Source organism: Ruegeria spongiae (genome assembly GCF_023502395.1).
GTDB classification, from domain to species: domain Bacteria; phylum Pseudomonadota; class Alphaproteobacteria; order Rhodobacterales; family Rhodobacteraceae; genus Ruegeria_C; species Ruegeria_C spongiae.
Genome location: NZ_JAMFMB010000026.1, coordinates 1 through 25,345, shown reverse-complemented (window position 1 = coordinate 25,345; position 25,345 = coordinate 1). Strand labels below are relative to the sequence as shown.

General features: G+C 63.1%; 24 protein-coding genes. 13 read left to right on the top strand and 11 right to left on the bottom strand.

Annotated elements, in window-relative coordinates:
* Positions 1–65: 65 nt before the first annotated feature.
* A complete protein-coding gene (locus M3P21_RS17415; RefSeq protein WP_249711975.1) occupies positions 66–710 on the bottom strand; it encodes a CatB-related O-acetyltransferase in 645 nt (214 codons plus the stop codon).
* Complete coding sequence (locus M3P21_RS17410; RefSeq protein WP_249711973.1) at positions 710–1,315, bottom strand: flavin reductase family protein; 606 nt, start codon at positions 1,313–1,315, stop codon at positions 710–712. Before M3P21_RS17410 ends, M3P21_RS17415 begins: the two co-directional genes overlap by 1 nt.
* Before the next feature lie 83 nt (positions 1,316–1,398).
* Here M3P21_RS17410 and M3P21_RS17405 point away from each other — a divergent pair, with 83 nt between their 5' ends.
* From M3P21_RS17405 to M3P21_RS17390, 4 genes are all read left to right on the top strand, one after another.
* A complete protein-coding gene (locus tag M3P21_RS17405; protein ID WP_249711970.1) occupies positions 1,399–1,887 on the top strand; it encodes a GNAT family N-acetyltransferase in 489 nt (162 codons plus the stop codon).
* Positions 1,888–1,940: 53 nt separating this feature from the next.
* Positions 1,941–2,705, top strand: coding sequence for an EcsC family protein (locus M3P21_RS17400; RefSeq protein WP_249711968.1), 765 nt, complete (start codon positions 1,941–1,943; stop codon positions 2,703–2,705).
* 112 nt (positions 2,706–2,817) lie between these two features.
* Entirely contained in the window at positions 2,818–3,276 is a 459-nt protein-coding gene (locus M3P21_RS17395; protein ID WP_249711966.1) for a DUF1178 family protein, read from the top strand.
* 1 nt (position 3,277) lies between these two features.
* Positions 3,278–3,916 carry an SDR family NAD(P)-dependent oxidoreductase gene (locus tag M3P21_RS17390; RefSeq protein ID WP_249711964.1) on the top strand — a complete coding sequence of 213 codons (639 nt, stop codon included), beginning with the start codon at positions 3,278–3,280 and terminating at the stop codon, positions 3,914–3,916.
* Here M3P21_RS17390 and M3P21_RS17385 read toward each other — a convergent pair.
* On the bottom strand, positions 3,910–4,266 hold the full coding sequence (locus M3P21_RS17385) for a hypothetical protein (RefSeq protein ID WP_249711963.1): 357 nt from the start codon (positions 4,264–4,266) through the stop codon (positions 3,910–3,912). The two genes, M3P21_RS17390 and M3P21_RS17385, sit on opposite strands and share 7 nt — an antisense overlap.
* 192 nt (positions 4,267–4,458) lie before the next feature.
* On the opposite strand from M3P21_RS17385, the gene M3P21_RS17380 reads away from it, so the two are divergent.
* From M3P21_RS17380 to M3P21_RS17360, 5 genes are all read left to right on the top strand, one after another.
* Positions 4,459–5,697 (top strand): aspartate kinase, encoded by a 1,239-nt coding sequence (locus tag M3P21_RS17380; protein ID WP_249711961.1) that lies wholly within the window; start codon positions 4,459–4,461, stop codon positions 5,695–5,697.
* A gap of 46 nt (positions 5,698–5,743) precedes the next feature.
* Entirely contained in the window at positions 5,744–7,987 is a 2,244-nt protein-coding gene (gene ptsP / locus M3P21_RS17375) for a phosphoenolpyruvate--protein phosphotransferase (RefSeq protein WP_249711959.1), read from the top strand.
* A 152-nt stretch (positions 7,988–8,139) separates the two neighbouring features.
* A complete protein-coding gene (gene zwf / locus M3P21_RS17370) occupies positions 8,140–9,591 on the top strand; it encodes a glucose-6-phosphate dehydrogenase (RefSeq protein WP_249711957.1) in 1,452 nt (483 codons plus the stop codon).
* A 1-nt stretch (position 9,592) separates the two neighbouring features.
* On the top strand, positions 9,593–11,404 hold the full coding sequence (gene edd, locus M3P21_RS17365; protein WP_249711955.1) for a phosphogluconate dehydratase: 1,812 nt from the start codon (positions 9,593–9,595) through the stop codon (positions 11,402–11,404).
* Positions 11,404–12,036 carry a bifunctional 4-hydroxy-2-oxoglutarate aldolase/2-dehydro-3-deoxy-phosphogluconate aldolase gene (locus M3P21_RS17360; RefSeq protein ID WP_249711953.1) on the top strand — a complete coding sequence of 211 codons (633 nt, stop codon included), beginning with the start codon at positions 11,404–11,406 and terminating at the stop codon, positions 12,034–12,036. The genes edd and M3P21_RS17360 overlap by 1 nt, the downstream gene beginning before the upstream one ends.
* A gap of 9 nt (positions 12,037–12,045) precedes the next feature.
* On the opposite strand, the gene M3P21_RS17355 is transcribed toward M3P21_RS17360, so the two are convergent.
* From M3P21_RS17355 to M3P21_RS17345, 3 genes are all read right to left on the bottom strand, one after another.
* On the bottom strand, positions 12,046–13,902 hold the full coding sequence (locus tag M3P21_RS17355; RefSeq protein ID WP_249711951.1) for an ABC transporter ATP-binding protein: 1,857 nt from the start codon (positions 13,900–13,902) through the stop codon (positions 12,046–12,048).
* Between the two features lie 147 nt (positions 13,903–14,049).
* Complete coding sequence (locus M3P21_RS17350; RefSeq protein ID WP_249711949.1) at positions 14,050–14,193, bottom strand: hypothetical protein; 144 nt, start codon at positions 14,191–14,193, stop codon at positions 14,050–14,052.
* 101 nt (positions 14,194–14,294) lie between these two features.
* Positions 14,295–15,404, bottom strand: a complete 1,110-nt coding sequence (locus tag M3P21_RS17345) for a pyridoxal phosphate-dependent aminotransferase (protein ID WP_249712055.1) — start codon at positions 15,402–15,404, stop codon at positions 14,295–14,297.
* Between the two features lie 103 nt (positions 15,405–15,507).
* Between M3P21_RS17345 and M3P21_RS17340 the strand changes: the two genes are divergently transcribed.
* From M3P21_RS17340 to M3P21_RS17330, 3 genes are read left to right on the top strand one after another with little or no spacing between them, the layout of a single operon-like run.
* Positions 15,508–16,584, top strand: a complete 1,077-nt coding sequence (locus M3P21_RS17340) for an SMP-30/gluconolactonase/LRE family protein (protein ID WP_249711947.1) — start codon at positions 15,508–15,510, stop codon at positions 16,582–16,584.
* 58 nt (positions 16,585–16,642) lie between these two features.
* Positions 16,643–17,425 (top strand): crotonase/enoyl-CoA hydratase family protein, encoded by a 783-nt coding sequence (locus tag M3P21_RS17335; protein ID WP_249711945.1) that lies wholly within the window; start codon positions 16,643–16,645, stop codon positions 17,423–17,425.
* A gap of 7 nt (positions 17,426–17,432) precedes the next feature.
* Positions 17,433–17,798 carry a VOC family protein gene (locus M3P21_RS17330; protein ID WP_249711943.1) on the top strand — a complete coding sequence of 122 codons (366 nt, stop codon included), beginning with the start codon at positions 17,433–17,435 and terminating at the stop codon, positions 17,796–17,798.
* Here M3P21_RS17330 and M3P21_RS17325 read toward each other — a convergent pair.
* The 4 genes from M3P21_RS17325 to M3P21_RS17310 form a co-directional block, all read right to left on the bottom strand.
* Positions 17,795–18,127, bottom strand: a complete 333-nt coding sequence (locus tag M3P21_RS17325) for a DnaJ family domain-containing protein (protein WP_249711940.1) — start codon at positions 18,125–18,127, stop codon at positions 17,795–17,797. The genes M3P21_RS17330 and M3P21_RS17325 overlap by 4 nt on opposite strands.
* A 67-nt stretch (positions 18,128–18,194) precedes the next feature.
* Positions 18,195–21,347 carry a valine--tRNA ligase gene (locus tag M3P21_RS17320; RefSeq protein ID WP_249711938.1) on the bottom strand — a complete coding sequence of 1,051 codons (3,153 nt, stop codon included), beginning with the start codon at positions 21,345–21,347 and terminating at the stop codon, positions 18,195–18,197.
* Positions 21,348–21,476: 129 nt separating this feature from the next.
* A complete protein-coding gene (locus M3P21_RS17315) occupies positions 21,477–23,714 on the bottom strand; it encodes a xanthine dehydrogenase family protein molybdopterin-binding subunit (protein ID WP_249711936.1) in 2,238 nt (745 codons plus the stop codon).
* A 3-nt stretch (positions 23,715–23,717) separates the two neighbouring features.
* On the bottom strand, positions 23,718–24,182 hold the full coding sequence (locus M3P21_RS17310) for a (2Fe-2S)-binding protein (protein ID WP_249711934.1): 465 nt from the start codon (positions 24,180–24,182) through the stop codon (positions 23,718–23,720).
* A gap of 98 nt (positions 24,183–24,280) precedes the next feature.
* Here M3P21_RS17310 and M3P21_RS17305 point away from each other — a divergent pair, with 98 nt between their 5' ends.
* Positions 24,281–24,868, top strand: a complete 588-nt coding sequence (locus M3P21_RS17305; RefSeq protein ID WP_249711932.1) for a TetR/AcrR family transcriptional regulator — start codon at positions 24,281–24,283, stop codon at positions 24,866–24,868.
* On the opposite strand, the gene M3P21_RS22775 is transcribed toward M3P21_RS17305, so the two are convergent.
* Positions 24,857–25,039, bottom strand: a complete 183-nt coding sequence (locus M3P21_RS22775; protein ID WP_373320068.1) for a kynureninase/PvdN C-terminal domain-containing protein — start codon at positions 25,037–25,039, stop codon at positions 24,857–24,859. The two genes, M3P21_RS17305 and M3P21_RS22775, sit on opposite strands and share 12 nt — an antisense overlap.
* Positions 25,040–25,345: the final 306 nt, after the last annotated feature.

Sequence of the window (25,345 nt, the reverse complement as noted above, 5' to 3'; positions counted from 1 at the left end):
TGGTTCAATGGCACTTCAGGGGCGGCCTCCGGGATACGTGTGGCCAGATGAACAAGGGGGGTGCTTCAGCGTTCTGGTGCCATCGCCTTGAGCCGGTCGAGGTCGCCTTTGAGCGGAGCAGGTTCGGCGACTGCGATCTGCTCGGCAGGCCAGTGCCACCATTCCAGTTCCATCAGCGCCGCAATCCGGGATGGTTCAAAACGGGATTTGACGATGTTCGCCGGGTTGCCCGTCACGAGTGAGTAGGGTGGTACTTCTCCGCGCACGACACTGCCTGCGCCAATGATGGTTCCGCTGCCGATCCGGCTACCGGGCAGGATCAGGGCGCCATAGCCGATCCAGACGTCATGGCCGATCACTGTGTCGCGTGTGTCGGGCTGATACCCGGCGCGGTTTTCCAGATCGAAGGCGGGGAAGGGGAAGGTGGTCAGCCCATCCATCGCGTGATTGGCCGAAGCGGTGATGAAGCGTACCCCATGGGCGATCTGGCAGATCCTGCCGATCCGCAGGGTTTCCTTGGAGAAATCGAACAGGTAGGGCGCGAGCCGCGCGCACCAATCCTCGGGCGGATCGAAATCGGACGCATAGCTGAAATCGCCCGCCTGGAACCGGGGATGGTCGATCACGCGGTTGAGAAAGACCGAGCCCTTGTGGTCGGTGCCATCAGGCAGAGTGATCGGATAGCGGCGAGCCGGATCGGGAAAAGGCATCAGTCGTCGGGCCTTGTCAGGCTGAAAAGCTCGGTGACCACCGAATAGTCGCGATAGCCCAGCCGGGCGAGCGGTTGGTAGCTGGTGACATCGAAAACGCCGTCGCGCAGGCAGTCGTCGCGCAGGTGGATGCCGGTCACTTCGCCAAAGACCACGTGGTTTGATACGCCCGGCAGAGCCACAATCCGGGTCAGTTTGCATTCCAGAGCGGCGGGCGCATCTGCGATGCGAGAACAGTCGATGGTTTCGCACTCCTGCGCGGTCAGGCCGGCATGGTCGAACTCGTCCACATGATGGGGCAGCGCCTCGGAACTGGCATTCATGGCGTCGCGGGCTGCGTATTCGACAATGTTGACACAGAATACGCTGGTCTTGCGGATGTTGGACAGGCTGTCCTTGCCCTGTTCCTGATCTTCCTTGTCACCGGTCGAGGCGAACATCACCTGTGGCGGCTGATACGCGACGCCGTTGAAGAAGGAATAGGGCGCGAGGTTGTTCACGCCGTTCGCATCCCGGCTGGAGATCCAGCCGATGGGGCGCGGTGTGATAATGGCGTTGAACGGGTTGTGCGGCAGCCCGTGGCCGTCCTCGGGGCGATAGAACATTGCGTGCGTCTCCAAGCATTTGCCCAAGGGGTAGCGAAGTGATAGGGCGATGGCCACCGTTGAATGGGAAGGCGCGCGGGCAGGTGATCGAAGTCAGGCCGGAACAACCCGATGACTGGTGGGAGGTCGAGGCCTTGCTCGACCTCTGTTTCGCGCCGGGTCGCGAGGCGCTGTCGTCCTACCGGCTGCGCGACGGGGTCGACCCGGTGCGCGGCTTGTCGCATGTGGCGCGCGATGGTGATGGCACGCTGGCAGGCGCGATCCGGTTCTGGCCGGTGCATGTGGGCGCGGCAGATGCCTTGCTGCTGGGCCCCATCGCCGTACACCCGACCCATCAGGGCGAAGGCCTGGGCGGTTTTCTGATCCAGGAGGGGTTGGAGGCCGGGCGCAACATGGGCTGGCAGCGCGTGATGCTGGTCGGTGACGCGCCCTATTATGGCCGCTTCGGCTTTGCCCGTCTTGCGGCGGTAGAGATGCCGGCTCCGACCAATCCGGAACGTGTTCTGGGCCATGATCTGGTATTGGATGCCTGGAGGGGAATTTCAGGACCGGTTTCCCGCTGGGGTGCGTAAAGCATTGAATTCCGCGGGCGCGGCCCCGATCTTTAACGGCAGGAGGGTTTCGCATGCATGATGTCATTACCCCTGCACCGGTCGATCTGGATGCCGAACTGGACCGGATTGCCGCGCGGTACAAATCCGCCGGTGGGGCCGGGGTGCAGATGCTCAATCTGTTGGGCGGCAAGGCCGAAGGACTGTTGGATCGGTTGCCCGAACCGGTGCGCGCCGGGCTTTATGAGGGCACCGAACAGGCGCTCAAGGTGGCGATGCAGGCCGCGCAAGGCTCGCGCAGGGCGGTGCCGGATCAGAAGCCTTGGGTGAACACCGCCGTGACCACCGCCATGGGCGCGGCAGGGGGCTTGGGCGGGATGCCGTCTGCTCTGGTGGAACTGCCGTTGACCACCACGATGCTGCTGCGCGCCATACAGGGCGTTGCGGCGTCCGAAGGTTTTGATCCTGCCGCCGAGAACGTGCGTTTTGACTGCGTGCGGGTCTTTTCCGCCGCCGGACCGCTGGAGGTTGATGACGGGGCCGATCTGGGCTTTCTCTCGGTCCGGCTGACGCTGACCGGCACCGCGATGCAGAAGCTGATCGCGATGGTCGCCCCGCGGCTCGCTACGGTTCTGGGGCAGAAGCTGGCGGCGCAGACCATCCCGTTGCTGGGGGCCGTGGCCGGGGCGGGCACGAACTATGTCTACACCCGCTATTACCAGCAGGTGGCGCATGTGCATTTCGGGTTGCGCAGGCTCGCCATCCATGCCGACATGCCGCAACAGGAGCTGGTCGCGCTTCTGGCCGAGCGGTTGAATCTGCCGCCGCCGCAACCATAAAGTTTAACTGCATGGCCCAACGTCAATCTTGAGTTGCCAACCTTAAAGTTTATTTTGATGTTTGACCCTGAGCTTGTATGAGTCGCCCGGAGACTTGGGTTTTGGAAGTCAGATGATTCAATACGCGTTGAAATGCAGTCATGGCCATGGCTTTGATAGCTGGTTTCAGTCCGCAGCCGCTTATGACAAGCTGCGGGCGGCGGGCATGGTGGTTTGCGCGATCTGCGGTGACCAACACGTTGAAAAGGCGGTCATGACGCCGCGTGTCCGTCCGGCACGGAATGCGGTCGACACCCCGAAATCCCCGCCCGAGCCGCAGGGTGAGGCGGTGCCGCTGAACGTACCGCGCAATGCAGCCGAACACGCCCTTGCCGAGCTGCGCAAGCGGGTCGAGGACAATTCCGACTATGTCGGACGCGAATTTGCAAGCGAGGCGCGCAAGATGCATCTGGGTGACGCGCCTGCGCGTGCGATCTATGGCGAAGCCAAGCTCGACGAGGCGCGCGCGCTGGTCGAGGATGGCGTGCCGGTCGCCCCTCTGCCATTTGTGCCGAACCGCAAAGCGAACTGACATGCATGTTGTGATCACTGGCGCCAATCGCGGGATTGGCCGTGCGCTGGCGGATCGTTACCGCGCGGCTGGGCACGATGTCACAGGCACCGCGCGCGATGGCAGCGAGGCCATCTTGCTGGATGTCACCAACCCCGAAAACCATGCAAGGATGGCTGAGGCGCTGGCCGGGCGCGAAATTGATCTGCTGATCTGCAATGCCGGGGTATATCTGGACAAAGGGTGCGGGTTCGACGCGTACCACAGCGATCTCTGGGCGCAGACCTTCGCGGCGAATGTCACCGGCGTGTTCCTGACGGTTCAGACGCTGTTGCCGAATCTCCGGGCAGCAGGCGGTCGGATTGCGGTTCTGTCCTCGATCATGGCCTCCCACACCCGCGCGCCGGGTGGCAGCTATGTCTATCGTGCCTCGAAGGCGGCGGTGCTCAATCTGGGGCGCAACCTGGCGACGGATCTCGGGCCGCAGGGCATTGCGGTGGGCATCTACCATCCCGGCTGGGTGCGCACGGATATGGGCGGAGCCGGCGCGGACCTGCATGTGGACGAGGCCACATCAGGCCTTGTGGACCGGTTCGACACGCTTTCGCTCGCGACCACGGGTTGTTTCGAAAGCTGGGACGGCGCGCCGATCGCTTACTGAGGTTTGACGGCCTCTGCCGGGACCTCGATCACCTCGTTGGGGTCGATGAAGATCATCATGACAGTGCCGCTGACCTCATGATTCATCGGCGAGGTGGAACTGGACGAGGTCGGCTCGCCATTCTCGAAATAGATCCGGCGCACCTCTCCGGTGGGCAGTTGCACCGCGAGTGTGGCCTCGCCATCCGCCTTGTGGCGCAGCTCGGCGGGGCAATCTGCGATGGGCTGATCCGCGAGCGCGGCGCAGGGCACGGTCCCCAGCGCGTTCTGACCGTCAGTGCCGGACACAGTGGCGGATTGTGCTGCAACCTGTGTGGCGGCAAGGGTCAGGGCCAGAGCAAGAACGCGCATGAGAAATCCTTCGGGGTTTTGGTCGCCCGGACGGTGGCAGCCGCCCTTGCCAAAGTAAAGCGGGATGTTGCTTCAATGCCTGCCCGCCGGGTCACATGGCCGGTTCGGACCGGGATGCGCACTTGCCCTTGTGCGCCCCCTCGCTTAAGACCCCCCTGATCGGAAATCCAAGGCGCGGAGACGACAAGCCCTATGCCCACGCTCGTGATGAAATTCGGTGGCACCTCGGTGGCCAATCTCGACCGTATCCGCCGCGCGGCCAAACGCGTTGGCGTCGAAGTGGCCAAGGGCTATGACGTGATCGTCATCGTCTCGGCCATGTCGGGCAAGACCAACGAACTGGTCGGCTGGGTCGATGAGACCTCGCCGCTTTATGATGCCCGCGAGTATGATGCGGTCGTGTCCTCGGGCGAGAATATCACTGCCGGTCTGATGGCGCTGACCCTGCAGGAAATGGACGTGCCCGCGCGCAGCTGGCAGGGCTGGCAGGTGCCGCTGCTGACCACCTCCGCCCATAGCCAGGCGCGGATCGAGGACATTCCGACCGAGAACATCAACACCAAATTCGCTGAAGGCATGAAAGTGGCCGTTGTGGCGGGCTTTCAGGGGCTCAGCCCCGAGGGCCGGATCACCACGCTGGGCCGGGGTGGCTCGGACACCACCGCCGTCGCCTTTGCCGCCGCCTTTGATGCCGAACGCTGCGACATCTACACGGATGTGGATGGCGTCTATACCACCGATCCGCGCATCTGCGAGAAGGCGCGCAAACTGGACAGAATCTCGTTCGAGGAGATGCTGGAGCTGGCCTCGCTCGGCGCCAAGGTGCTGCAGACCCGCTCGGTCGAGCTGGCGATGCGGTTCGGCGTCAAGCTGCGCGTGCTGTCCAGTTTCGAGGAACAATCCGATAATGCGGGCACGCTGGTCTGTGCCGAGGAGGATATTATGGAATCCAATGTCGTGGCCGGTGTGGCCTATTCCCGCGACGAAGCAAAGATGACGCTGGTGTCGGTCGCTGACCGCCCCGGCATCGCCGCCATCATCTTTACCGCGCTCAGCGAGGCGGGGGTGAATGTGGACATGATCGTGCAGAACATCTCGGATGAGGGGCGCACCGACATGACCTTCTCCTGTCCGACCGATCAGGTGGCGCGCTCGGAAAAGGCACTGCTTGAGATCAAGGGCGCGGGTGAGCTGAACTATGCCGAGCTGGTGGCCGACGAGGATGTGGCCAAGGTCTCGGTCGTGGGGATCGGCATGCGCTCGCAATCCGGCGTTGCGGCGAAGATGTTCAAGGTGCTGTCCGACGAGGGAATCAACATCCGCGTCATCACCACCTCCGAGATCAAAATTTCGGTCCTGATCGATCGGAAATACATGGAACTTGCCGTTCAGGCGCTGCATGATGCGTTTGACTTGGACAAGGCAGCCTGAGGCAGACACGCCTGGGGCCGCCGTCAAATCAGATTGAACGGGGCCCATGGCGGATAGTACGGAAAGCGGATCCAGAAAACTCCTCGGGCGTCTGCGCGAGGCGATGGCTGGCGACTCTGCCGGTCAGGAACGTCTGGACAAGATCACCCATCTGATCGCCAACAGCATGGGCACAGAGGTCTGTTCCATCTACCTTTTCCGGGATGAGGACACGCTGGAGCTGTGCGCCACCGAAGGCTTGAAAGCAGAAGCCGTGCACCAGACCCGGATGCGGATGGGCGAGGGGCTTGTGGGCCGGGTCGCCCGGTACGGCAAGGTGGTGAACACGCCCGATGCGCCCGGGGCCAAGGGGTTCCGGTTCATGCCGGAAACCGGCGAAGAGCGGTTTTCCTCCTTCCTCGGCATCCCGATCCAGCGGCTTGGCGAAAAGCTGGGTGTTCTGGTCGTGCAGTCCCGCGACCGGCGTGAATATTCCGCCGACGAAGTCTATGCGCTGGAAGTGGTGGCGATGGTTCTGGCAGAGATGACCGAGCTTGGCGCCTTTGTCGGCGAAGGCGCGGCCCTGTCGCCCCTGCACCAGCAATCGGTTCTGTTGCGCGGTGGCACCGGTCAGGAAGGCACCGCCGAAGGGCATGTCTGGCTGCATGAGCCGCGTGTCGTCATCACCAATCCGATCGCCGACGACCCCCATGTCGAAGAGGCCCGGCTCAAACACGCGGTTGAGGAATTGCGCGTCGGCGTCAACAAGATGCTCGAAATGTCCCAGAGCGGTGACAAGGAACAGTTGCAAGTTCTCGAAGCCTACCGGATGTTTGCCAATTCCAAGGGCTGGATGCGCCGGATGGAGGAGGACATCTCGCGCGGGCTGAGCGCCGAGGCCGCCGTCGAGAAGGAACAATCGCAGGCACGCGCGCGCATGGAGCAGGTGTCGGACGCCTATCTGCGCGAACGGTTGGCCGACCTTGACGATCTCAGCAACCGGTTGCTGCGGATTCTGACCGGGCAGGGCAAAGAGACCGGCGTTGATCTGCCGCCCGATCCGATCCTTGTGGCGCGCAATATCGGGCCGGGTGAGTTGCTGGAATACGGCCGCTCGCTGCGCGGTATCGTGCTGGAAGAAGGCTCGGTCGGCAGCCACGCGACCATTGTTGCGCGCGCGCTGGCCATTCCGCTGGTGGTTCATGCCAAGCGGGTCACGACCGAGGCGCTGAACGGCGATCACATCATGGTCGATGGCGATCAGGGCATCGTGCATCTGCGCCCCGACGACACGGTGGTCACCGCCTTTCGCGACAAGATCGCGATGCAGGCCGAAGCGCAGGAGCGCTATGCCTCGATCCGTGACACGCCCACGATCACCTCAGATGGCAAAGAGATCAGTCTGGTGATGAATGCCGGGTTGATGGCCGACCTGCCGTCGCTGCCCAGTTCCGGCGCCGAAGGGGTTGGTCTGTTCCGTACCGAATTGCAGTTTCTGGTGCGCAACCAGATGCCCAAACGGTCGGAACTGGTGGCGCTTTACAGCCGGGTGCTGGATGCGGCCAGCGGCAAGCGCGTGGTGTTCCGCACGCTCGATATCGGGTCCGACAAGGTGCTGCCCTATATGAAACCCACTGATGAGCCGAACCCGGCGCTGGGCTGGCGCGCGATCCGGGTCGGGCTGGACAAGCCGGGCATCATGCGGATGCAGTTGCAGGCGCTGATTCGGGCCGCCAATGGCCGTCCGCTGACCATCATGTTCCCCTTCGTCGCACAGGCCGAGGAATATCACCAGGCCCGCGCCGAGGTCGACAAGACCATCGCCCGCGAGGAACGGCTGGGCCATGTGCTGCCGGAAACGCTTGAGGTCGGCGCGATGCTGGAAACGCCCTCGCTAGCCTTCGCGCCGCAGAAATTCTTTGATGAGGTCGGGTTCCTGTCCATCGGAGGCAATGACCTGAAGCAGTTCTTCTTTGCCGCCGACCGCGAAAACGAGCGCGTGCGCCGCCGCTATGATACGCTGAACGCAAGTTTTCTCAGCCTGATCGAGCGGATCGTGGAACGTTGCGCCATCTCCGGCACGCCACTGAGTTTCTGTGGCGAGGATGCGGGTCGCCCGGTCGAAGCGGTGTGTCTGGCCGCCATGGGCATGCGCACGCTGTCCATGCGCCCGGCTTCCATCGGTCCGGTCAAAAGCCTGCTTTTGCGGACAAATCTCGACGATCTGCGCAAGGTGATCCTGGATGCCCGCCATCGCGGCGAACAAACCGTGCGCCCGATGGTGATGGAGTGGTTCCGGCAAAACCGGTAATCCCCCGCACGGGCAATTCAGGTGGCAGAGCGACTTCACCCTTGCAATCCGAGGCCGGATGGGCAATTAACGCGGTGAATTGTTATCGCTAACAGTGGCCGTTGCGCGGAGCGGTGCCAAAACCCTCTGCCGGCCAGAACTGGAGCCAACCCATGGTCTCGCGTGTCATCCCCGTAGACCCCTTTGACCTCGTGCTGTTCGGTGCGACCGGCGATCTGGCGAAGCGAAAGATCCTGCCGGGTCTGTTTCATCGCTTCGAGGTCGGCCAGATGCCGCCCGAGGCCCGCATCATCGGTTCGGCCCGGACCGAGATGGATGCAGAGGCGTTTCGTCAATCCACCAAAGACGCCATTGAAGAGTTCACGCCGGACAGCCCAAATCGCGCCAAGACACTGGCGGCGTTTCTTGAGCGTCTGGATTATGTAACGGTCGACGTGTCCTCTGATCAGGGCTGGCAGGATTTGGCGCAGGTGCTCAGACCCGATGTGGTGCGGGCGTTCTACCTGTCGGTCGGCCCCTCGCTGTTTGCCGATATCGCCGGGCGGTTGCATGAGTGTGGTCTGGCCACACCCGACAGCCGGATCGTTGTCGAAAAACCCTTTGGCCGCGATCTGGCCTCGGCGCGGGCGCTGAACGAAGGGCTGCGCGCCTGTTTCGAAGAGCATCAGATTTACCGGATCGACCACTATCTCGGCAAGGAAACCGTGCAGAACCTGATGGCGCTGCGCTTTGCCAATTCGCTGTTCGAACCGCTCTGGAATGCCACCCATGTGGATCATGTGCAGATCACCGTGGCCGAAAGCATCGGGATCGACGGGCGCGGGGCCTATTACGATCAGTCCGGTGCGATGCGTGACATGGTGCAGAACCATCTGGTGCAGCTTCTGTGTCTGACTGCGATGGAGCCACCGTCGAAATTCACGCCGAACGCGGTGCGCGACGAAAAGGTCAAGGTGATCGAGGCGCTTGATCCGGTCGAACCCGCTGATATCGCGCGCGGCCAGTATCGGGCCGATACAGGCGGTGACAGCTACCGCGACCATGTGGGCAACTCCTCCAGCAGCACCGAAAGCTTCATCGCCATGAAGGTCAGCGTCGCCAATTGGCGCTGGTCGGGCACGCCGTTCTACCTGCGTACGGGCAAGCGGCTGCGGGCGCGGGAATCCGAGATCGCGGTGGTGTTCCGCGACCCGCCGCACACGATCTTTCCCAATGTGGGCCGGTTGCGCGGCAATGTGCTGGTGATCCGGCTGCAACCGGATGAGGGGATCACCCTGCGCACCACGATCAAGGACCCCGGACCGGGCGGTCTGCGCCTCTCCGAGGTGTCACTGGACATGAGCTTTGCCGATGCGCTGGGCGCGGATGTGCGCCAGCAGGACGCCTATGAGCGACTGGTGATGGACGTGATCCGGGGCGATCAGACGCTGTTCATGCGCGGCGACGAGGTCGAGGCCGCCTGGGCCTGGGTTGATCCGATCATCCGAAACTGGGAAGAGACCGGCGATCAGCCCGCAGCTTACGATCCGGGCAGTTCCGGCCCCGAAGAAGCACTGATGCTGATGCATCGCGATGGCCGCCGCTGGCGCCATATAGGAGGGTGACATGGACGTGCACCGCACCATTCAGGATGTGACCCTGCGCATCATCGAGCGCAGCGCCGACACACGGGGCCGGTATCTGGACCGGATGGACCAGGCCGCCAGCAAAGGCCCGGCGCGCGCCCATCTCAGTTGCAGCGGACAGGCGCATGCCTATGCCGGGGCGGGATCGGACCAGCAGGCGCTGGCCACAAGTTCGGCGGGCAATCTGGGCATCGTAACGACCTACAATGACATGCTTTCGGCGCATCAGCCCTTTGAACGCTTCCCCGATCTGATCCGGGCGGCTGCCCGCGATGCGGGGGGCACTGCGCAGGTCGCGGGCGGGGTTCCGGCCATGTGCGACGGGGTCACGCAGGGCGAAGCGGGGATGGAACTGTCGCTGTTCTCACGCGACGCGATTGCGATGGCGACCGGCGTGGCGCTCAGCCACAACACCTTTGATGCGGCGGTGTTTCTGGGGGTTTGCGACAAGATCGTGCCGGGTCTGGTGATCGCGGCGCAGAGCTTTGGCCATCTGCCTGCCGTGTTCCTGCCCGCTGGTCCCATGACCAGCGGCTTGCCCAATGACGAAAAGGCCAAGATACGCCAGAAATTCGCCACCGGAGAGGTCGGGCGCGACGCGCTGATGGCGGCGGAAATGGCGGCTTATCATGGGCCGGGCACCTGCACGTTCTACGGCACCGCCAACACCAACCAGATGCTGATGGAGTTCATGGGGCTGCACCTGCCGGGCGCGAGCTTTGTGAACCCCAACACGCCGCTGCGCGACGCGCTGACCTCCGAAGGCGCGAAACGCGCACTGTCGCTGAGCGCGCTGGGCAACAATTACACGCCCGCCTGCAAAGTGCTGGACGAGAAAGCCTATGTGAACGGCATGGTCGGGTTGATGGCCACAGGTGGCTCCACCAACCTGCTCATTCACCTGATCGCGATGGCAAGGGCGGGGGGCATCCGGCTGGACTGGCAGGATTTCTCCGAGATTTCCCAGGTCGTGCCGCTGGTGGCGCGGGTCTATCCCAACGGGCTGGCCGATGTGAACCATTTCCATGCGGCGGGTGGTCTGGGCTACACCATCCACACCTTGATGGACGAAGGCCTCCTGCATGCCGACACCACCACGGTCGCGGGCCAGGGGTTGGCGGAGTACACCCGCGAGCCTAAGCTGATCGACGGAGCGCTGGTCTGGCAGGACGGCGCGGGCACCTCGCTCAACGACAAGATTTTGCGCCCGGCTTCGGACCCGTTTCAGGACACTGGTGGTTTGTCGCGGCTGAGCGGGTCGCTTGGCACCGGGGTCATGAAAGTTTCGGCGGTTGCACCCGAACACCGGATCGTCGAAGCGCCCGTGCGTGTTTTCCATGATCAGGAGGACGTGAAAGCGGCGTTCAAGTCCGGTGAGTTCACCGATGATGTGATCGTTGTGGTGCGGTTCCAGGGCCCCAAGGCCAACGGGATGCCGGAGTTACATTCACTGACGCCGGTGCTGTCGATCTTGCAAGGACGGGGGCACAAGGTGGCGCTGGTTACAGATGGCCGGATGTCGGGGGCTTCGGGCAAGGTGCCCGCCGCGATCCATGTCTGCCCCGAGGCGCTGGATGGTGGCCCGATTGCGCGGCTGCGGGACGGCGATCTGCTCCGGGTGGATGCGGTCTCGGGCGATCTTGAGATCCTGACCGAAGGTGTGTTGGATCGTGATCCGGTACAGGCCGACCTGACCGGCAATGAGTTTGGCACCGGGCGCGAGATGTTCGCCCTGTTCCGCCGCAATGTGAGCCGGGCTGACGCCGGCGCAACCGTGTTTGGAGAGTTCTGATGACATCGAAATCCACCCGCGCCCGCGAGATCTGCGCGCTCGCGCCCATCGTTCCGGTCCTGGTGGTCGATGATGTGACCCACGCCGCCCCGCTGGCGCAGGCCCTGGTGGCGGGCGGTCTGCCCGCGCTTGAGGTCACGTTGCGCACGCCGGTGGCGCTCGACGTGATCCACGCCATGTCGCAGGTTGCGGGGGGTGTGGTTGGCGCTGGTACGCTGGTCACACCCGAAGATGTGCGCGCGGCCAAGGACGCAGGCGCGCAATTCGGGGTCTCTCCCGGTGCAACCGATGCTTTGATCGCGGCCTGCGAGGCCGAAGGCCTGCCGCTACTGCCCGGTGCCGCCACCGCCAGCGAGGCGATGCGCTTGCTTGAAGCGGGCTATGACATGCTCAAATTCTTCCCGGCCGAGGCGTCGGGCGGCGCACCCGCGCTCAAGGCCATCGGCGCGCCGTTGCCGCAAATTTCGTTCTGTCCCACCGGCGGTGTCTCACCGGGTAACGCCAAAAGCTACCTGTCACTGTCCAATGTGGTTTGCGCCGGGGGCAGTTGGGTGGCTCCGAAGGACAAGGTACAGGCTGGCGACTGGGCCGGGATCGAGGCGCTGGCCCGCGACGCCGCCGCGCTGGGCTGAGAGCCTGTCTCAGCCCGCCAGTTTGTTCACCATGCGCCGGAACCAGGTTTCCTTGGGCGCATCGAGATGCGGCGCCTTCGGGGTCAGCGCTGCGACGCCCGCCTGATCCACGACCGTCAACCCATCCTGGAACTGCAGCCGGTAGAGATCGGCATAGATGCCACCACGCGCCAGCAACTCGTCATGGCTGCCGTGATCGACCACGCGACCGCGATCCATCACAACGATCTTGTCGGCGTTGCGAATTGTGGACAGCCGGTGTGCGATCACGATGGTTGTCCGCCCGCCTGACAGGCTATCCAGCGCCGCTTGCACAACTTTCTCCGACTGCGCGTCCAGCGCGCTGGTCGCTTCGTCCAGAAGCAGGATCGGGGTGTCGCGCAGCAGCGCGCGCGCGATCACCACCCGCTGACGCTGACCGCCCGACAGGGCCGAGCCGCGCGGACCAACCTGCGTATCCAGACCGTTGGTCAGTTTGGGAATGAAATCCGCCACATGGGCCGCCTTCAGAACCTCCTGCAGATCGTCGTCGGACACATCGGTCCGGCCCAGCAGGATGTTCTCGCGCACCGACTCGTCGAACAGCAGCGCATCCTGCGTCACCACAGCAAAAAGACCGCGCAGATCGGGGAAGCTCAACTCGTTGACAGGCACGCCGCCGACGGTCACCGAGCCTTGCGAGGGATCAACAAGCCGGGTCAACACATTGAAGACGGTCGATTTCCCGGCACCCGACGCGCCCACCAGCGCGGTGGTCTTGCCGGACTCGGCCACAAACGACAGGTCTCGAAGGACCTGCGCGTCACCATAGCTGAGCGAGACGTTGTTCAGATCCACACCGGGGCGGCCCTTGGGCGCGGGTTTCGGATTGGCGGGTGGTAGCAGCTTGACCGGCGTATCCATCAGTTCCTTGACCCGTTCAAGCGCTGCAGCGGCGGCCTGCCACTTGCCGCTCATCGCCGCGATGCGCCGCGCGGGATCGAAGGCCAGACCGATGGCGGTAAAAAAGCTCATGAACTGGCCGACGGTCTTGTCTCCGCTGATGATCTCGGCGCCGCCATAGAGCAGCACGCCCATGAAGCCGACACCGGCCATGACATCTATCAGCGCGGTGATAGAGGCGGTGCCCATCGTCGACTTGATGCCAGCGCGTACGAATTTCTTGTTGCCGGCGGCGAAGCGGCCCACCTGATACTCTTCCAGGCTGTTCAGTTTTACCGGAGTGATCCCGTGAAAAGTCTCGTCCAGCCTTACGGCAAGCGATGCGCCAAGGTCGCGGACTTTTGAGGCCTGTTTCCGGACATAGCGCTGCGCTGCGCCGATCGGCAGGAATGTCAGCGGAATGCCCACCAGCATGATCAAGGTCCAGACCACATCCACATTCAGTGCAACACCCAGCAACACGACAAGTGAAATCAGGTTCTTGCCCATGCCGGTGATGATCATTTGCCAGACCGAATTGACCGAGCCGACATCGGTTTGGACCCGCTGGATCAGGTATCCGGGGGGATGGACCTGGTGAAAGGATGTGTCCTGTCGGACCATCTGTGCCAGCATGTCGATACGCAGGTTCGCGGCCATGTTCTGGGACACCCGCGCCAGCAGGATCTTCTGGGCGACACCGGCAAGCCCGCGCGTGGTGAAGATGATGAAGAACACCACGCTGACCCAGACCAGCGCATCTTCGTTGCCCTGAACGAAGACGTTGTCGAACATCGGCTGCATCATGTAGCTGAGCGCGCCGACCATACTGCCTTCGAGGAACATGAAGAACGACGCCACCACCAGGACCCAGCGATACCGTCGCAGATAATCCGTCCAGACCCACGCCAGGAGTTCGCGGGCAGTATATATCGGTTTGCTCATGACGTGGCCTTGTGTGGGAGGGGGAAGAGGGATGACGTATGATTGGTCATGACGCGTCCATTTAAGCAGGTGGTGGGCGCGTTGCAAGCTGTTGGGGCTACGGCTCGGACCAAGGGCCGGGCATTGGGTGAACACGTCACCGCAATGTCACATGCGACCGGGCTGGGTGCCGCTTCGGTCCCGCAGGCGCGAAATGGCGTGGTTGAGCAGGGCCGCCAAAGCCAGCACCGGAATCAAGCCGTAAAGCGCCCAGATCACGATGAAAACCCATGTCAGGTTGACCCCGGCCATGATCAGGGCGGCCAGCGTTTAATCCGGTGCGCGCGGTATCCTGTGATCGTCCATGCCGGTCCTGAGCGTCCGTTTCGATAGGTGCGGGATGGCTTACGATATCAGCCCCTGGCGGCCCGGTCCAATGCCCGGGGCAGGGCGGCGGCGAAAGCGTCCAGATCAGCCTCTGTTCCGCAGCTGATGCGGATGCAGCGGTTTTGCGGTGCCGAAAACGGCATGCGGACGAAAATGCCAAGCGTGATCAGGTTGTCCAGCACACGCTTTGCGAAATCGGCGTCTCGCCCGCAATCGATGGCCACGAAATTGGCGGCCGAGGGCAGCGGCGACAGCCCGTTCTGGCGTGCAATCCCCTCGATCCGGGTGCGCGCGGCCGCAATCAGCGCGGTGACATTGGCCAGCCAGTCCTGATCCTCCAGCGCGGCAAGGGCCGCGATCTGGGCCGAGCGGTTCATGCCAAAGTGATTGCGCACCTTGTTGAAAGCCGCGATCAGCTCTGGCGCACCGATCGCATAACCGACGCGCGCGCCTGCCAACCCGTGCGCCTTGGAGAAGGTCCGCATGCGGATCACCCGCGGATCATCCGCCGCAATCGGCATCGCGGTGCCTTCCGGAGCGCATTCGACATAGGCCTCGTCCAGCACCAACAGCGTGCCCTCGGGCAGATGCTCCATCGCCGCAACGATCTGCGCGCCGGAATGCCAGCTGCCCATCGGATTGTCGGGATTGGCCAGATAGACCAGTTTGGCATCGGTCTCGGCAGCCTTGCGAAACAGCGCCTCGGGGTCTTCATGGTCGTCGCGATAGGGCACCTTGTGCAGCACACCCCCAAATCCCGTCACATGGTAGTTGAAGGTGGGATAGGCCCCATCGGATGTCACCACCGCATCACCGGACCCGACCATCAGACGCACCAGATACCCCAGCAGGCTGTCGATGCCTTCGCCGATCGCAATGTTTTCGGGGGCCACTCCGTGATGGGTGGCCAGCGCGTGGCGCAGGTCGTGATTCTCCGGGTCGCCATACATCCACAGGGCGGCGGCGCTGTCCCGAAGTGCTGAAACCGCCTTTGGCGAGGGGCCGAACACGTTCTCATTGGCGCCGATCCGCGCCGCAAATGCTGCGCTGCGCGCGCGTTCCTGCGTTTCGGGGCCCACAAACGGGACGGTGGCGGGCAGCGAACGAGCAAGCGGGGTGTAGCGCGGATAGGTCATGGCGGCAGATAAGCGGATCAACGGGGCCGGAACAAGCCTTGCGTCGGCACGGGGCTTGCCCCAAGACTTGAACAACGGGAACAAAGCCAGAGGTGAAATCGGAATGCGTGTGTTGTTGCTGCTGGTTGCGATTGCCGCCGCTTATCTGCTGTTCTGGCCGATCCCGCTGAACCCGGTGGTCAGTGAACTGCCCGAACCGCCCGAATTCACCGGTGAGTTTGCGCTCAACTCCGCGTTGGACAAGGCCGAAAAGGTCTTGCTGCCGGACGGAGAGCTGGGCCCCGAGGATATCGCGGTCAGCCCTCAGGGCCATGTCTATACCACCAGCCTGTCAGGCGATCTGTTCCGGATCGACGGTGCTGCGCCAGAACGGGTCGACACGCTGGGCGGTCGGCCTCTGGGCCTGAAGGTGGGGCCCGATGGGGCGCTTTATATCGCTGACAGCTTTCGCGGGCTGACCCGCTGGTCCGGTCCCGGCACATTGGAAACGCTGGTCTCCGATATTGACGGCGCGCCGGTGATCTATGCCAACAACCTCGATGTGGCGCGTGACGGGACGGTCTATTTCTCAATCTCAACCGACCGGTTCGATCCCGAGACGATGGGCGGTACCAAACTCGCATCGGTGATGGCGATCTGGGAGCAGTCCGATACCGGCTATGTCGCCCGTCGCGATCCTGATGGAACAGTCGAGAAGATCGCCGAAGGGCTTGTCCATACCAATGGCGTAGCCCTGTCGCCGGACGAGGATTTCCTGCTGATCGCCGAAACCGGGCGCGCACGGGTGCACCGGCTTTGGCTCAAAGGGGACAAAGCCGGGCAGCAAGAGGTGTTTCTGGACAATCTGCCGGGCTATCCCGACAATCTCAAGGCGCAGGGCGATGGCAGCTATTGGCTGGCCTTTGCCAGCCCCCGCGTGCCGTCGGAAAAGCTGATGCCCTACCCATTCTTGCGCAAGGTGATCTGGCGGCTTGGCCCCTGGGTGCGCCCGGCGCCGATCCACCGGGGCATGGTGATCCAGTTCGACGGCGACGGTACGATCCTGCGCAACCTTCAGGATCCCGAAGGGCGGCTGGGGGTCACCACAAGTGCCAGGCAGGTGGGCGATATGTTCTACGTCATGACACTAAGCTCGCCCTGGTTCGCGCGGATGCCTGTCTCGGCCCTGCCGCAGCGTTAGAATGGACCCAATTGCCGCGGCGGCGCATAACTATCCCAAATTGAACCGGAGGAACAAAATGGCACGCGTATCCATCGAATATGAAAACCACGTGGCACATGTAACGCTGACCCGCGGCGACAAGGGCAATGCGCTGGACAGCGAGATGATCAAGGCCATTGTTGCCGCCGGGCAGGAGGTTGCCGCCTCGGACGCGCGCGCCGTGGTGCTCTCGGGCGAGGGCGACAATTTCTGCGCCGGGCTCGATATGTCCATTTTTGCCGCAATGGGCGGAGGCAATGTCGAATCCTGGCTCAACGCCCGCGACTTTGGCGATGCCAACGAGCCGCAGGAGGTGGCGCTGGCCTGGCGGCGTGTGCCGGTGCCGGTGATTGCCGCGCTGAAAGGCGCGGTCTTTGGCGGTGGCCTGCAACTGGCGCTGGGTGCCGACATCCGCATTGCCGCGCCGGGCACCAAGCTGGCGATCATGGAAATGAAATGGGGCCTGGTTCCCGACATGGGCGGCATGGTCCTGTTGCCGCATCTGATGCGGTCGGATGCGCTGCGGCAGATGATCTATACCGCCCGTCCGGTCTCGGCCGAGCGCGGCGCTGAGTGGGGGCTGGTGACCGAAATTCACGACGACCCGCTCGCCGCCGCCCGTGCGCTGGCCGAAGAGATCGCCAGCAAATCGCCCTCGGCCATTCGGGCGGCCAAGCGGCTGATTGATCTGTCGGAACGGGCCGAGCGTGCCGATGCGCTGTTGGCCGAAACCGCCGAGCAGTTGGCGCTGATCGGCAAACCGGACCAGATGGAGGTCGTTGCCGCCAACATGCAAGGCCGCAAGCCCGCGTTCAAATAGGGCTACCATGCAACCGCCACTGTCCCGTCTTGTGCTTTACACAAAGCGCATGGACGAGATGGTGGCGTTTTACGAGACGCATTTTGGCTATCGCGCCCGGCGGCAAAAGGGCGACCGGATCGTCGAGCTGGTTCCACCTGGCCCGGGCGTTCACCTGATGCTGCATCCGGCGGGCAAAGCCACACGCGAGGGGCAGGTTACGGTAAAGCTGGTCTTCGATGCGCCCGATGTGGCTGCGTTCTGCGCCAAAGCCCGCGACAGAGGGCTGGAATTCGGCCCAATCCACGAGGCCGATGGCTATGGGTTCGCCAATGCCAAGGACCCGTCAAATAACGCAATCTCGGTGTCCGGGCGCGCCTTTGCCGGGCGCTAGCGCATGAAACTGCGGCGGGCGTCGCGGGCCATGTTGTAGCGCATCTCAAGATTCGCGATCCGCGCCATCGCCGTTTTGCGCGCCTCGGGATCGGTAAGCCGGGCATAGTCCGCTCGCGCCGCGTCCAGTTCTTTCTTCAGCGTGAATTCTTCCGGCAATACACCCGCCTGCGCCATGATCCTGTGACCCACAGCCAGTGCCGGGTCGCTCAGAGATTCTCCCGAGCGGTCGGGCAGGGGCTGGCCTTCGCCTTGCAGCCCGTCAAGCTGTCCTTCGGCTTTTGCCTTGAGAATCTGGCGTTCCGCGAGGTTTCGGGTGGTCCGTGTCATGACCCTATCCTAAAACAAACCCCCGCCGGGCGCGAGCGCGGCGGGGGGCAGGCATCAGACGGGCAGGTCAGGCGATTTCGGCCAGACGCGCCAGTGCTTCGTTCAACTTTGCCTCTTCCTCTTCGCGGGCCGCCAGATTGGCTTTGGCTTCCGCGACAACCTCTTCGGGGGCCGAGGCCACGAATTTCGGGTTGTTCAGGCGCCCGCGCAGACCGCCCAACTCCTTGGCCAGTTTGCCCTTGGCTTTCTCCAGCCGTTCCTTTTCGGCACCGATATCAATGATATCCGCCAGCGGCAGGCCAAAGCTTGCACCGGGCGCAGCGATCGAGATGGTGCCCTTGGGCAGCTCACCCGCCCTGGTCAGGCTGTCGATCCGCGCCAGACGCTTGATCAGCGCCTCGTTGCGGTCCCAGGCGGCCTGCCCATCTGCGTCGATCCCGGTCACCAGCATCGGCACATAAAGGCCCGCCGGAACCCGCATCTGCTGGCGCGCCGAGCGGGTGTTTTCGATCAGTGAAATCACCCAGTTCATCTCGCGATCCGCCTCAGCATCGACCAGTTCGGTGCCGTAAGTGGGCCAGTCTGCATGAACGATCATCTTCGCGCGGTCGCCTGTCAGGCCCCAAAGTTCCTCGGTAACGAAGGGCATGATCGGGTGCAGCAGGATCATGCACTGATCCAGCACCCAGCGCATGGTGGTGCGGGTCTCAGACCGAGCATCGGCGTCGTCGCCCTGCAAAAGCGGCTTGGAGAGTTCCACATACCAGTCGCAGACCTTGCCCCAGACAAAGGCATAAAGCCCGTTTGCCGCATCGTTGAAACGATAGCTTTCCAGCGCCGCGTCGACCTCAGCCCGCACGCGGGCGGTCTCGCCAATGATCCAGCGGTTCACGGCGGCTTTGGGTTTCAGATCGGCGACGGCGGCTTGCGGCACGGCGTCGGTGAAGACCTCATTCATCTCGGCAAAACGCACGGCATTCCACAGCTTGGTGCCGAAATTGCGATAGCCGGTGATGCGTTCGCGGGACAGCTTCAGCACGCCGCCAATCGCCGCCATCGAGGCATTGGTGAACCGCAGCGCATCGGCACCGAACTCGTCCACGATTTCCAGCGGGTCGATGACATTGCCGGTGGTCTTGGACATCTTCTTGCCCTTCTCGTCGCGGACGAGCTGGTGCAGGTAGACGGTGTGGAACGGGATCTGATCGACCACGGCCAGTTGCATCATCATCATCCGGGCGACCCAGAAGAACAGGATGTCGAAGCCAGTGATCAGCACATCGGTCGGGAAATAGCGCTTTAGCTCCTCGGACTGCTCGGGCCAGCCCAGCGTGCCGATCGGCCAGAGGCCGGACGAGAACCAGGTGTCGAGGACGTCGGGGTCGCGCCAGACCGGGTAGACCAGCTTGGTCGGGTCCTGCTCGACCGCATATTGCGCGAGGCTTTCCGCAAACTGATGGATGGCCTCATGCTTGTCGGCAACTTCTACAACGGTGGCATGGCTCAGCGGGCTGGGAATGTTGGCGTTGTCATCGAAGAATTTCTCGGTGACAGCCTCGAGGCTCGCGGCGCATTCCATGACGTTGCCACGGTGCAGCATCCCGCCTTCGTTCAGCAGGCGACCCAGTTCGACCAGATCAAGCGCGCCTTCATTCTCGTCGCCCTTGAAGTCTTCAGCCGACAGATCAAGGCCATACCAAACCGGAATCTGATGCCCCCACCACAGTTGGCGCGAGATGCACCAGGGCTCGATGTTTTCCAGCCAGTGGTAATAGGTCTTCTCGCCCGACTCGGGGATGATCTTGACCGTGCCGCCCTTGACTGCGTCCAGCGCCGGGGTGACGACCTTTTCGGCGTCGACGAACCACTGGTCGGTGAACATCGGCTCAATGACCACCTTCGAGCGGTCGCCAAAGGGCTGCATGATCGGTTTGCTCTCGACCAGCGGCACCAGAGCCGCCGGATCGTCCTCTTCGCCCAGCTTCGTGCCCAGAACCGGGTTGTCGGCGCGGGTCATGACGGCCAGACCGTCGGCGGTGATTTCTTCAACGACCTTGGCGCGCGCCTCGAACCGGTCGAGCCCGCGCAGGTGGTCGGGCACCAGATTGACCGCGTCGATCTCGTTCTCGGTGAAGTCGCGCCCACGCGCATACTCCTGCGCTTTGCCCGCGGCTTCGGCATAGGGCGCGCCATCCGCCCGCATTGCGCCACGCGTGTCCATCAGGCGGTACATCGGGATGCCACCGCGTTTGGCCACCATGTTGTCGTTGAAGTCATGGGCGCCGGTGATCTTCACCGCGCCCGAGCCGAAATCGGGATCGGGGTAATCGTCGGTGATGATCGGGATCTGGCGGCGATGCTCTTTCGGGCCAACCGGGATTTCGCAGAGTTTTCCAACGATTGGCGCGTAACGCTCATCCGAGGGGTGCACCGCCACCGCGCCGTCACCCAGCATGGTTTCGGGGCGGGTGGTGGCGATCGAGATATAGTCGCGCTCTTCCTCGAGCACGGTGTTCCCATCCTCGTCCATTTCGACATAGGTATAGGTCTCGCCACCGGCCAGCGGGTATTTGAAGTGCCACATATGGCCCGGCGTTTCGATATTCTCGACTTCGAGGTCCGAGATCGCGGTCTCGAAATGCGGGTCCCAGTTGACCAGCCGCTTGCCGCGATAGATCAGGCCTTTGTTGTGCATCTCGACAAAGACCTTGATCACCGCATCATGGAAATTCGCAGAATTTTCGTGCCCCGTGCGCGGATCACCTGCCGCACCGGCCATGGTAAAGGCGTTGCGCGACCAGTCGCAGGACGATCCCAGACGCTTGAGCTGCTCGATGATCGTACCGCCATATTCGCCTTTCCATTCCCAGACTTTCTCCAGGAACTTCTCGCGCCCCAGTTCACGCCGTCCGGGTTGCTGGGTGTTGGCCAGCATCTTTTCGACCTGCATCTGCGTGGCGATGCCCGCGTGGTCCTGACCGGGTTGCCAGAGCGTGTCAAACCCGCGCATGCGGTGCCAGCGGATCAGGATATCCTGCAACGTGTTGTTGAAGGCATGACCCACATGCAGCGCGCCCGTCACGTTGGGCGGCGGGATCATGATGGTAAAGCTTTCGTCGCGCGATCTGTTCGCGCCTGCCTTGAAGGCTCCAGCCTGTTCCCAGGCCTCGTAGATGCGGGCCTCGGCCTCGGCCGCGTTGAATGTCTTGTCCATCGCCATGGGGTGCGTCCTGCGTCAACAAATACGGGTCAGGCCTGCAATAGCGAATGGGGTCGGGAAGGGGAAGGGCACATGCCGCTTTTGCATGTGGCCGCACCGCCGGGGGACCGGCGGTGCGGGAGAGTACGCTCAGACCAGCAGATCGAAGCTGTGGGACAGCGGCAGGCTGCGCGCCCGCTGGCCGGTCAGATCAAACAGCGCGTTGCCAAGCGCGGGCATGGAGGGGGGCGTGCCCGGCTCACCGGCGCCACCCATATGGCGGTTGGTTTCGAGGATACGCACCTCGGTCTCCGGCACATTATGGATACGGATCGCGTCATAGTCGGGAAAGTTATATTGCTCGACCTCGCCGTCGGCGAAGGTGACCTCGCCGAAACAGGCGGCCGACAGGCCATAGATCATGCCGCCGACCATCTGCGCCTCGACCGTACCGGGATCCAGCGCCAGCCCCATATCGCAGGCGATCCAGGCCTTGGAGATGCGGATGGTGCCATCCTCGTCCACCACTTCGATCACCTGAGCCACCGGCGTGCCGAAGCTGTAAGTGAATCCGACACCGCGACCGACACCATCGGGGGTCTTGCCGGTCCAGCCCGACATCTCGCGCACCGCCTCAAGGCACCCTGCGGAAGGCGCGTGTTCGGATTTCATCAGTTCCAGCCGAAACTCCAGCGGGTCACGCCCGGCGGCATGGGCCATTTCGTCCAGGAAGGTGTCATGGAAGAAGCCGTTAAAGCTGTTGCCGACCGAGCGCCAGGAGCCCACCGGCACCGCAAGATCGGCAATATAGCCACGGATGCGGTAGTTGGGGATCGCATAGGGTTGGTTGAACGCGCCCTCAACCAGGATCTTGTCGGGCCCGCCAGCCGGGGCACCCATCCGCGTCATCGCCTGATAGAGAACGGATTGCGCGCTGATCTGGCCGTCCAGCAAGAGCGCCTTGCCGTCTTTGACCGCGCCCCGCATCCGGGCCATGGCACCGGGGCGGTAGAAATCGTGGCGCATGTCCTCTTCACGCGACCATGTGACCTGCACCGGCACATTGGGCAGGGCCATGGCCACTTTGGTTGCGATGACCGCATAATCATATTCCAGCCGCCGACCAAAGCCGCCACCCATATATGGGGTATGGACCGTGACCATCTCGGGGTCGAGATTGGCCACCTTGGCAACCTTGGAGCGGATGACTGTGGGGGCCTGATTGCCGGTCCAGAGTTCCAGCGTTTTGCCGGTGAAAATGGCGGTGGCGTTCATCGGCTCCATGGTCGCGTGGGCCAGATAGGGCAGCCGGTATTCCGCCGTGACCTCGGTGGCACCCTCGGGCATGGTTCCCACATCACCATCGTCGCGCATGGTCGAGTTTGCCTTGCCCTCAAATGCTGCGCCGATCGCGTCGAACAAACCGTCAGTTTCTGGCGGGTAGGGCGCGTCGCCCCAATCTACATTGATGGCCTCGACGGCCTGCATGGCCAGCCAGGTGTTGGAGGCGACCACCGCGACGCCATCGCCAAGATCAACGATCTTCTCGACGCCGGGCATAGATTCGGCGTCACTGGCGTCAAAGCTCTTCATCTCGCCGCCCAGCTTGGGGTTGGTGCGGACGCTGGCGAATTTCGACCCTTCGGGTCGCACATCAATGCCGTACTCGGCGGTGCCGGTGGCTTTGCCCACCATATCGACGCGCGGCAGGCTCTTGCCCAGAAGGCGCCAGTCGCTTGGGTCACGCAGCGCAACCTCGGGCGGGTCGATCTGGCCCGCCGCAACGGCGAGGTCCGTGTAGGGAATGCGGGTGCCATCCGGGGCGATGACCGCGCCGTTTTCAGTTCTCAGCTGATCGCGGGCGATGCTGAGTCGGTTCGCTGCGGCCTGCTTCAGGGTCTCGCGGGCGGTTGCGCCCGCTTCGCGCATCCGCTCGAACCCATCCCGCATCGAGGTCGATCCGCCGGTAATCTGCAGGTTCAGCACCTTCCCGAACACCCCCAGCGCTTCACCCAGATTGTGTTGGAAATCAGAAATGTCATACCCCTTGTTGGGCAGCCCTTCTCCCAACAAAGCGCTGTTGTAATAGGCGGCGGCAGCGGGCCCGTGAAGGACGCGGACCTGCTCCAGTTCCACGTCCAGTTCTTCGGCGATCAGCGCGGCCCAGGTGGTCATGACGCCCTGGCCCATCTCGGCGCGGGGCGCGAACAGCGTGATGCCCTGCTGATCAATCAGCACAAAGGGGTTCAGCGCGGCCTCACCCTCTTGCGGTTGCAGCGGGTTGGGCGCCGGGCGGGACACATAGTAGGCGCCAAACGCTACACCGCCGACAACAGCGGCCGAGCCGATCAGGAAGGTGCGACGCAGGATTTTTCCAACGGATGCCATTGTTTACGCCTCCTTCAGCTTGCCGGCGGCGGAATGGATCGCGGCGCGGATACGGGGGTAGGTGCCGCAGCGGCACAGGTTGCCCTGCATCGCCTCGTCAATCTCGGCATCCGATGGGCTGGGGTTTTCGGCCAGCAGGGCAGCGGCCTGCATGATCTGGCCGGACTGGCAATAGCCGCATTGCGCGACCTGATGGTCAACCCAGGCCTGCTGGATCTTGGCCATAGCCTCGGGCGCGCCGAGCCCCTCAATCGTTGTGACCTCGCCCCAGACATCCGACAGAGCGACCTGACAGGATCGGACCGCCTCGCCATCAATTTGCACGGTGCAGGCCCCGCACGCGGCCACGCCGCAGCCGAACTTTGTGCCGGTCAGGCCGACCTCGTCGCGCAGCACCCAGAGCAGGGGCACCTCGTCAGGCAGGTCGATATTATGGGCAGTTCCGTTAATCGTCAGGGATGTTGGCATGGCGCGTCTCTCCGCAGCGTCTGGATAGTGACAGAAATAGCGAAATTTGTCATGTTGTCAATTGACAATATCGACACAAACAGTCACAGACTGGAGTCATGAAGGATCTCGATCTCGACCCCAAGCAGAAGGCCATTCTGGACGCGGCGTGGACCGCTTTTGCGACCTATGGCTTTCGCAAGACCTCGATGGATGACATCGCGCGCGGGGCGGGCATGTCGCGGGCAGCCTTGTATCTGCATTATCGGAACAAAGACGATATTTTCCAGACGCTTGTGCGGCATTGCTATGACAAGTGCAGCGCCGCGCTGGCCGCCGCGCTGACCCGGGACGGCCCCGTGCCCGAGGTGCTGGAGGCGGCAATTCTCGCGCAGGGCGAGATCGTGGTGCGGCCGATGCTCAGCTCTGCCCACGGGATGGAGTTGATGGAGGCGGGGACATCATCGTCTTCGAAATTGGTACATGACGGTGAGGCGCGGCTGCGCAAAATCTATGCCGACTGGCTGGCACATCATGTGAAGGCCGGCGCCGTGACCTTGCCGGGCAGTACCGAAGAAATGGCGGCCCTTATCACATCGTCGCTGAAAGGGGCCAAAGCGACCGCCGGGTCTTACGATGATTATTGCCGATCGGTAAAAATGCTCGCCGCCGTGTTTGGCGCGGGGATTGCCAGGTCAACCAGGTGACCAACTGCCGGACCTTGTATTCGTCCCGCTCCCTTGCGCGATCAAGGCCCGTATGACGGCATAGCCCTCGGGAAAACCAGACCACACATGGCTGCCGCGCTGCGCCGGGTCGCGCGGGCTGGCAAGCTGTAAGCCGGGGCAGTGCAGCCTTAGCTTGGCGCGGAGCGACACAGATGAAGGCGGGGGCGCCGCGAGCCCGATTTGGATATCAATAGGTGCAGCCCGCCGCGAAACCCGTGCCGCAGCCAACGATGCCGATGATGATTGCTCTCAAGGATTTTGAGATGTTTCAAGTGGTTGCTGCCAATCTCACACTCCCTTCTGGTCAGCGCCTTCATGTCATGGCGACTCCGGTGCAGAAATCAACCGCGGCCAGTATCAATACCGCCACATCATCGGTCAGCTTGTCCTTGATCTGATCTGATCTGATCTGTTCGGGCCCGGCCAGGCGCAGCTTATGCTTCTGTCCATAGGTAT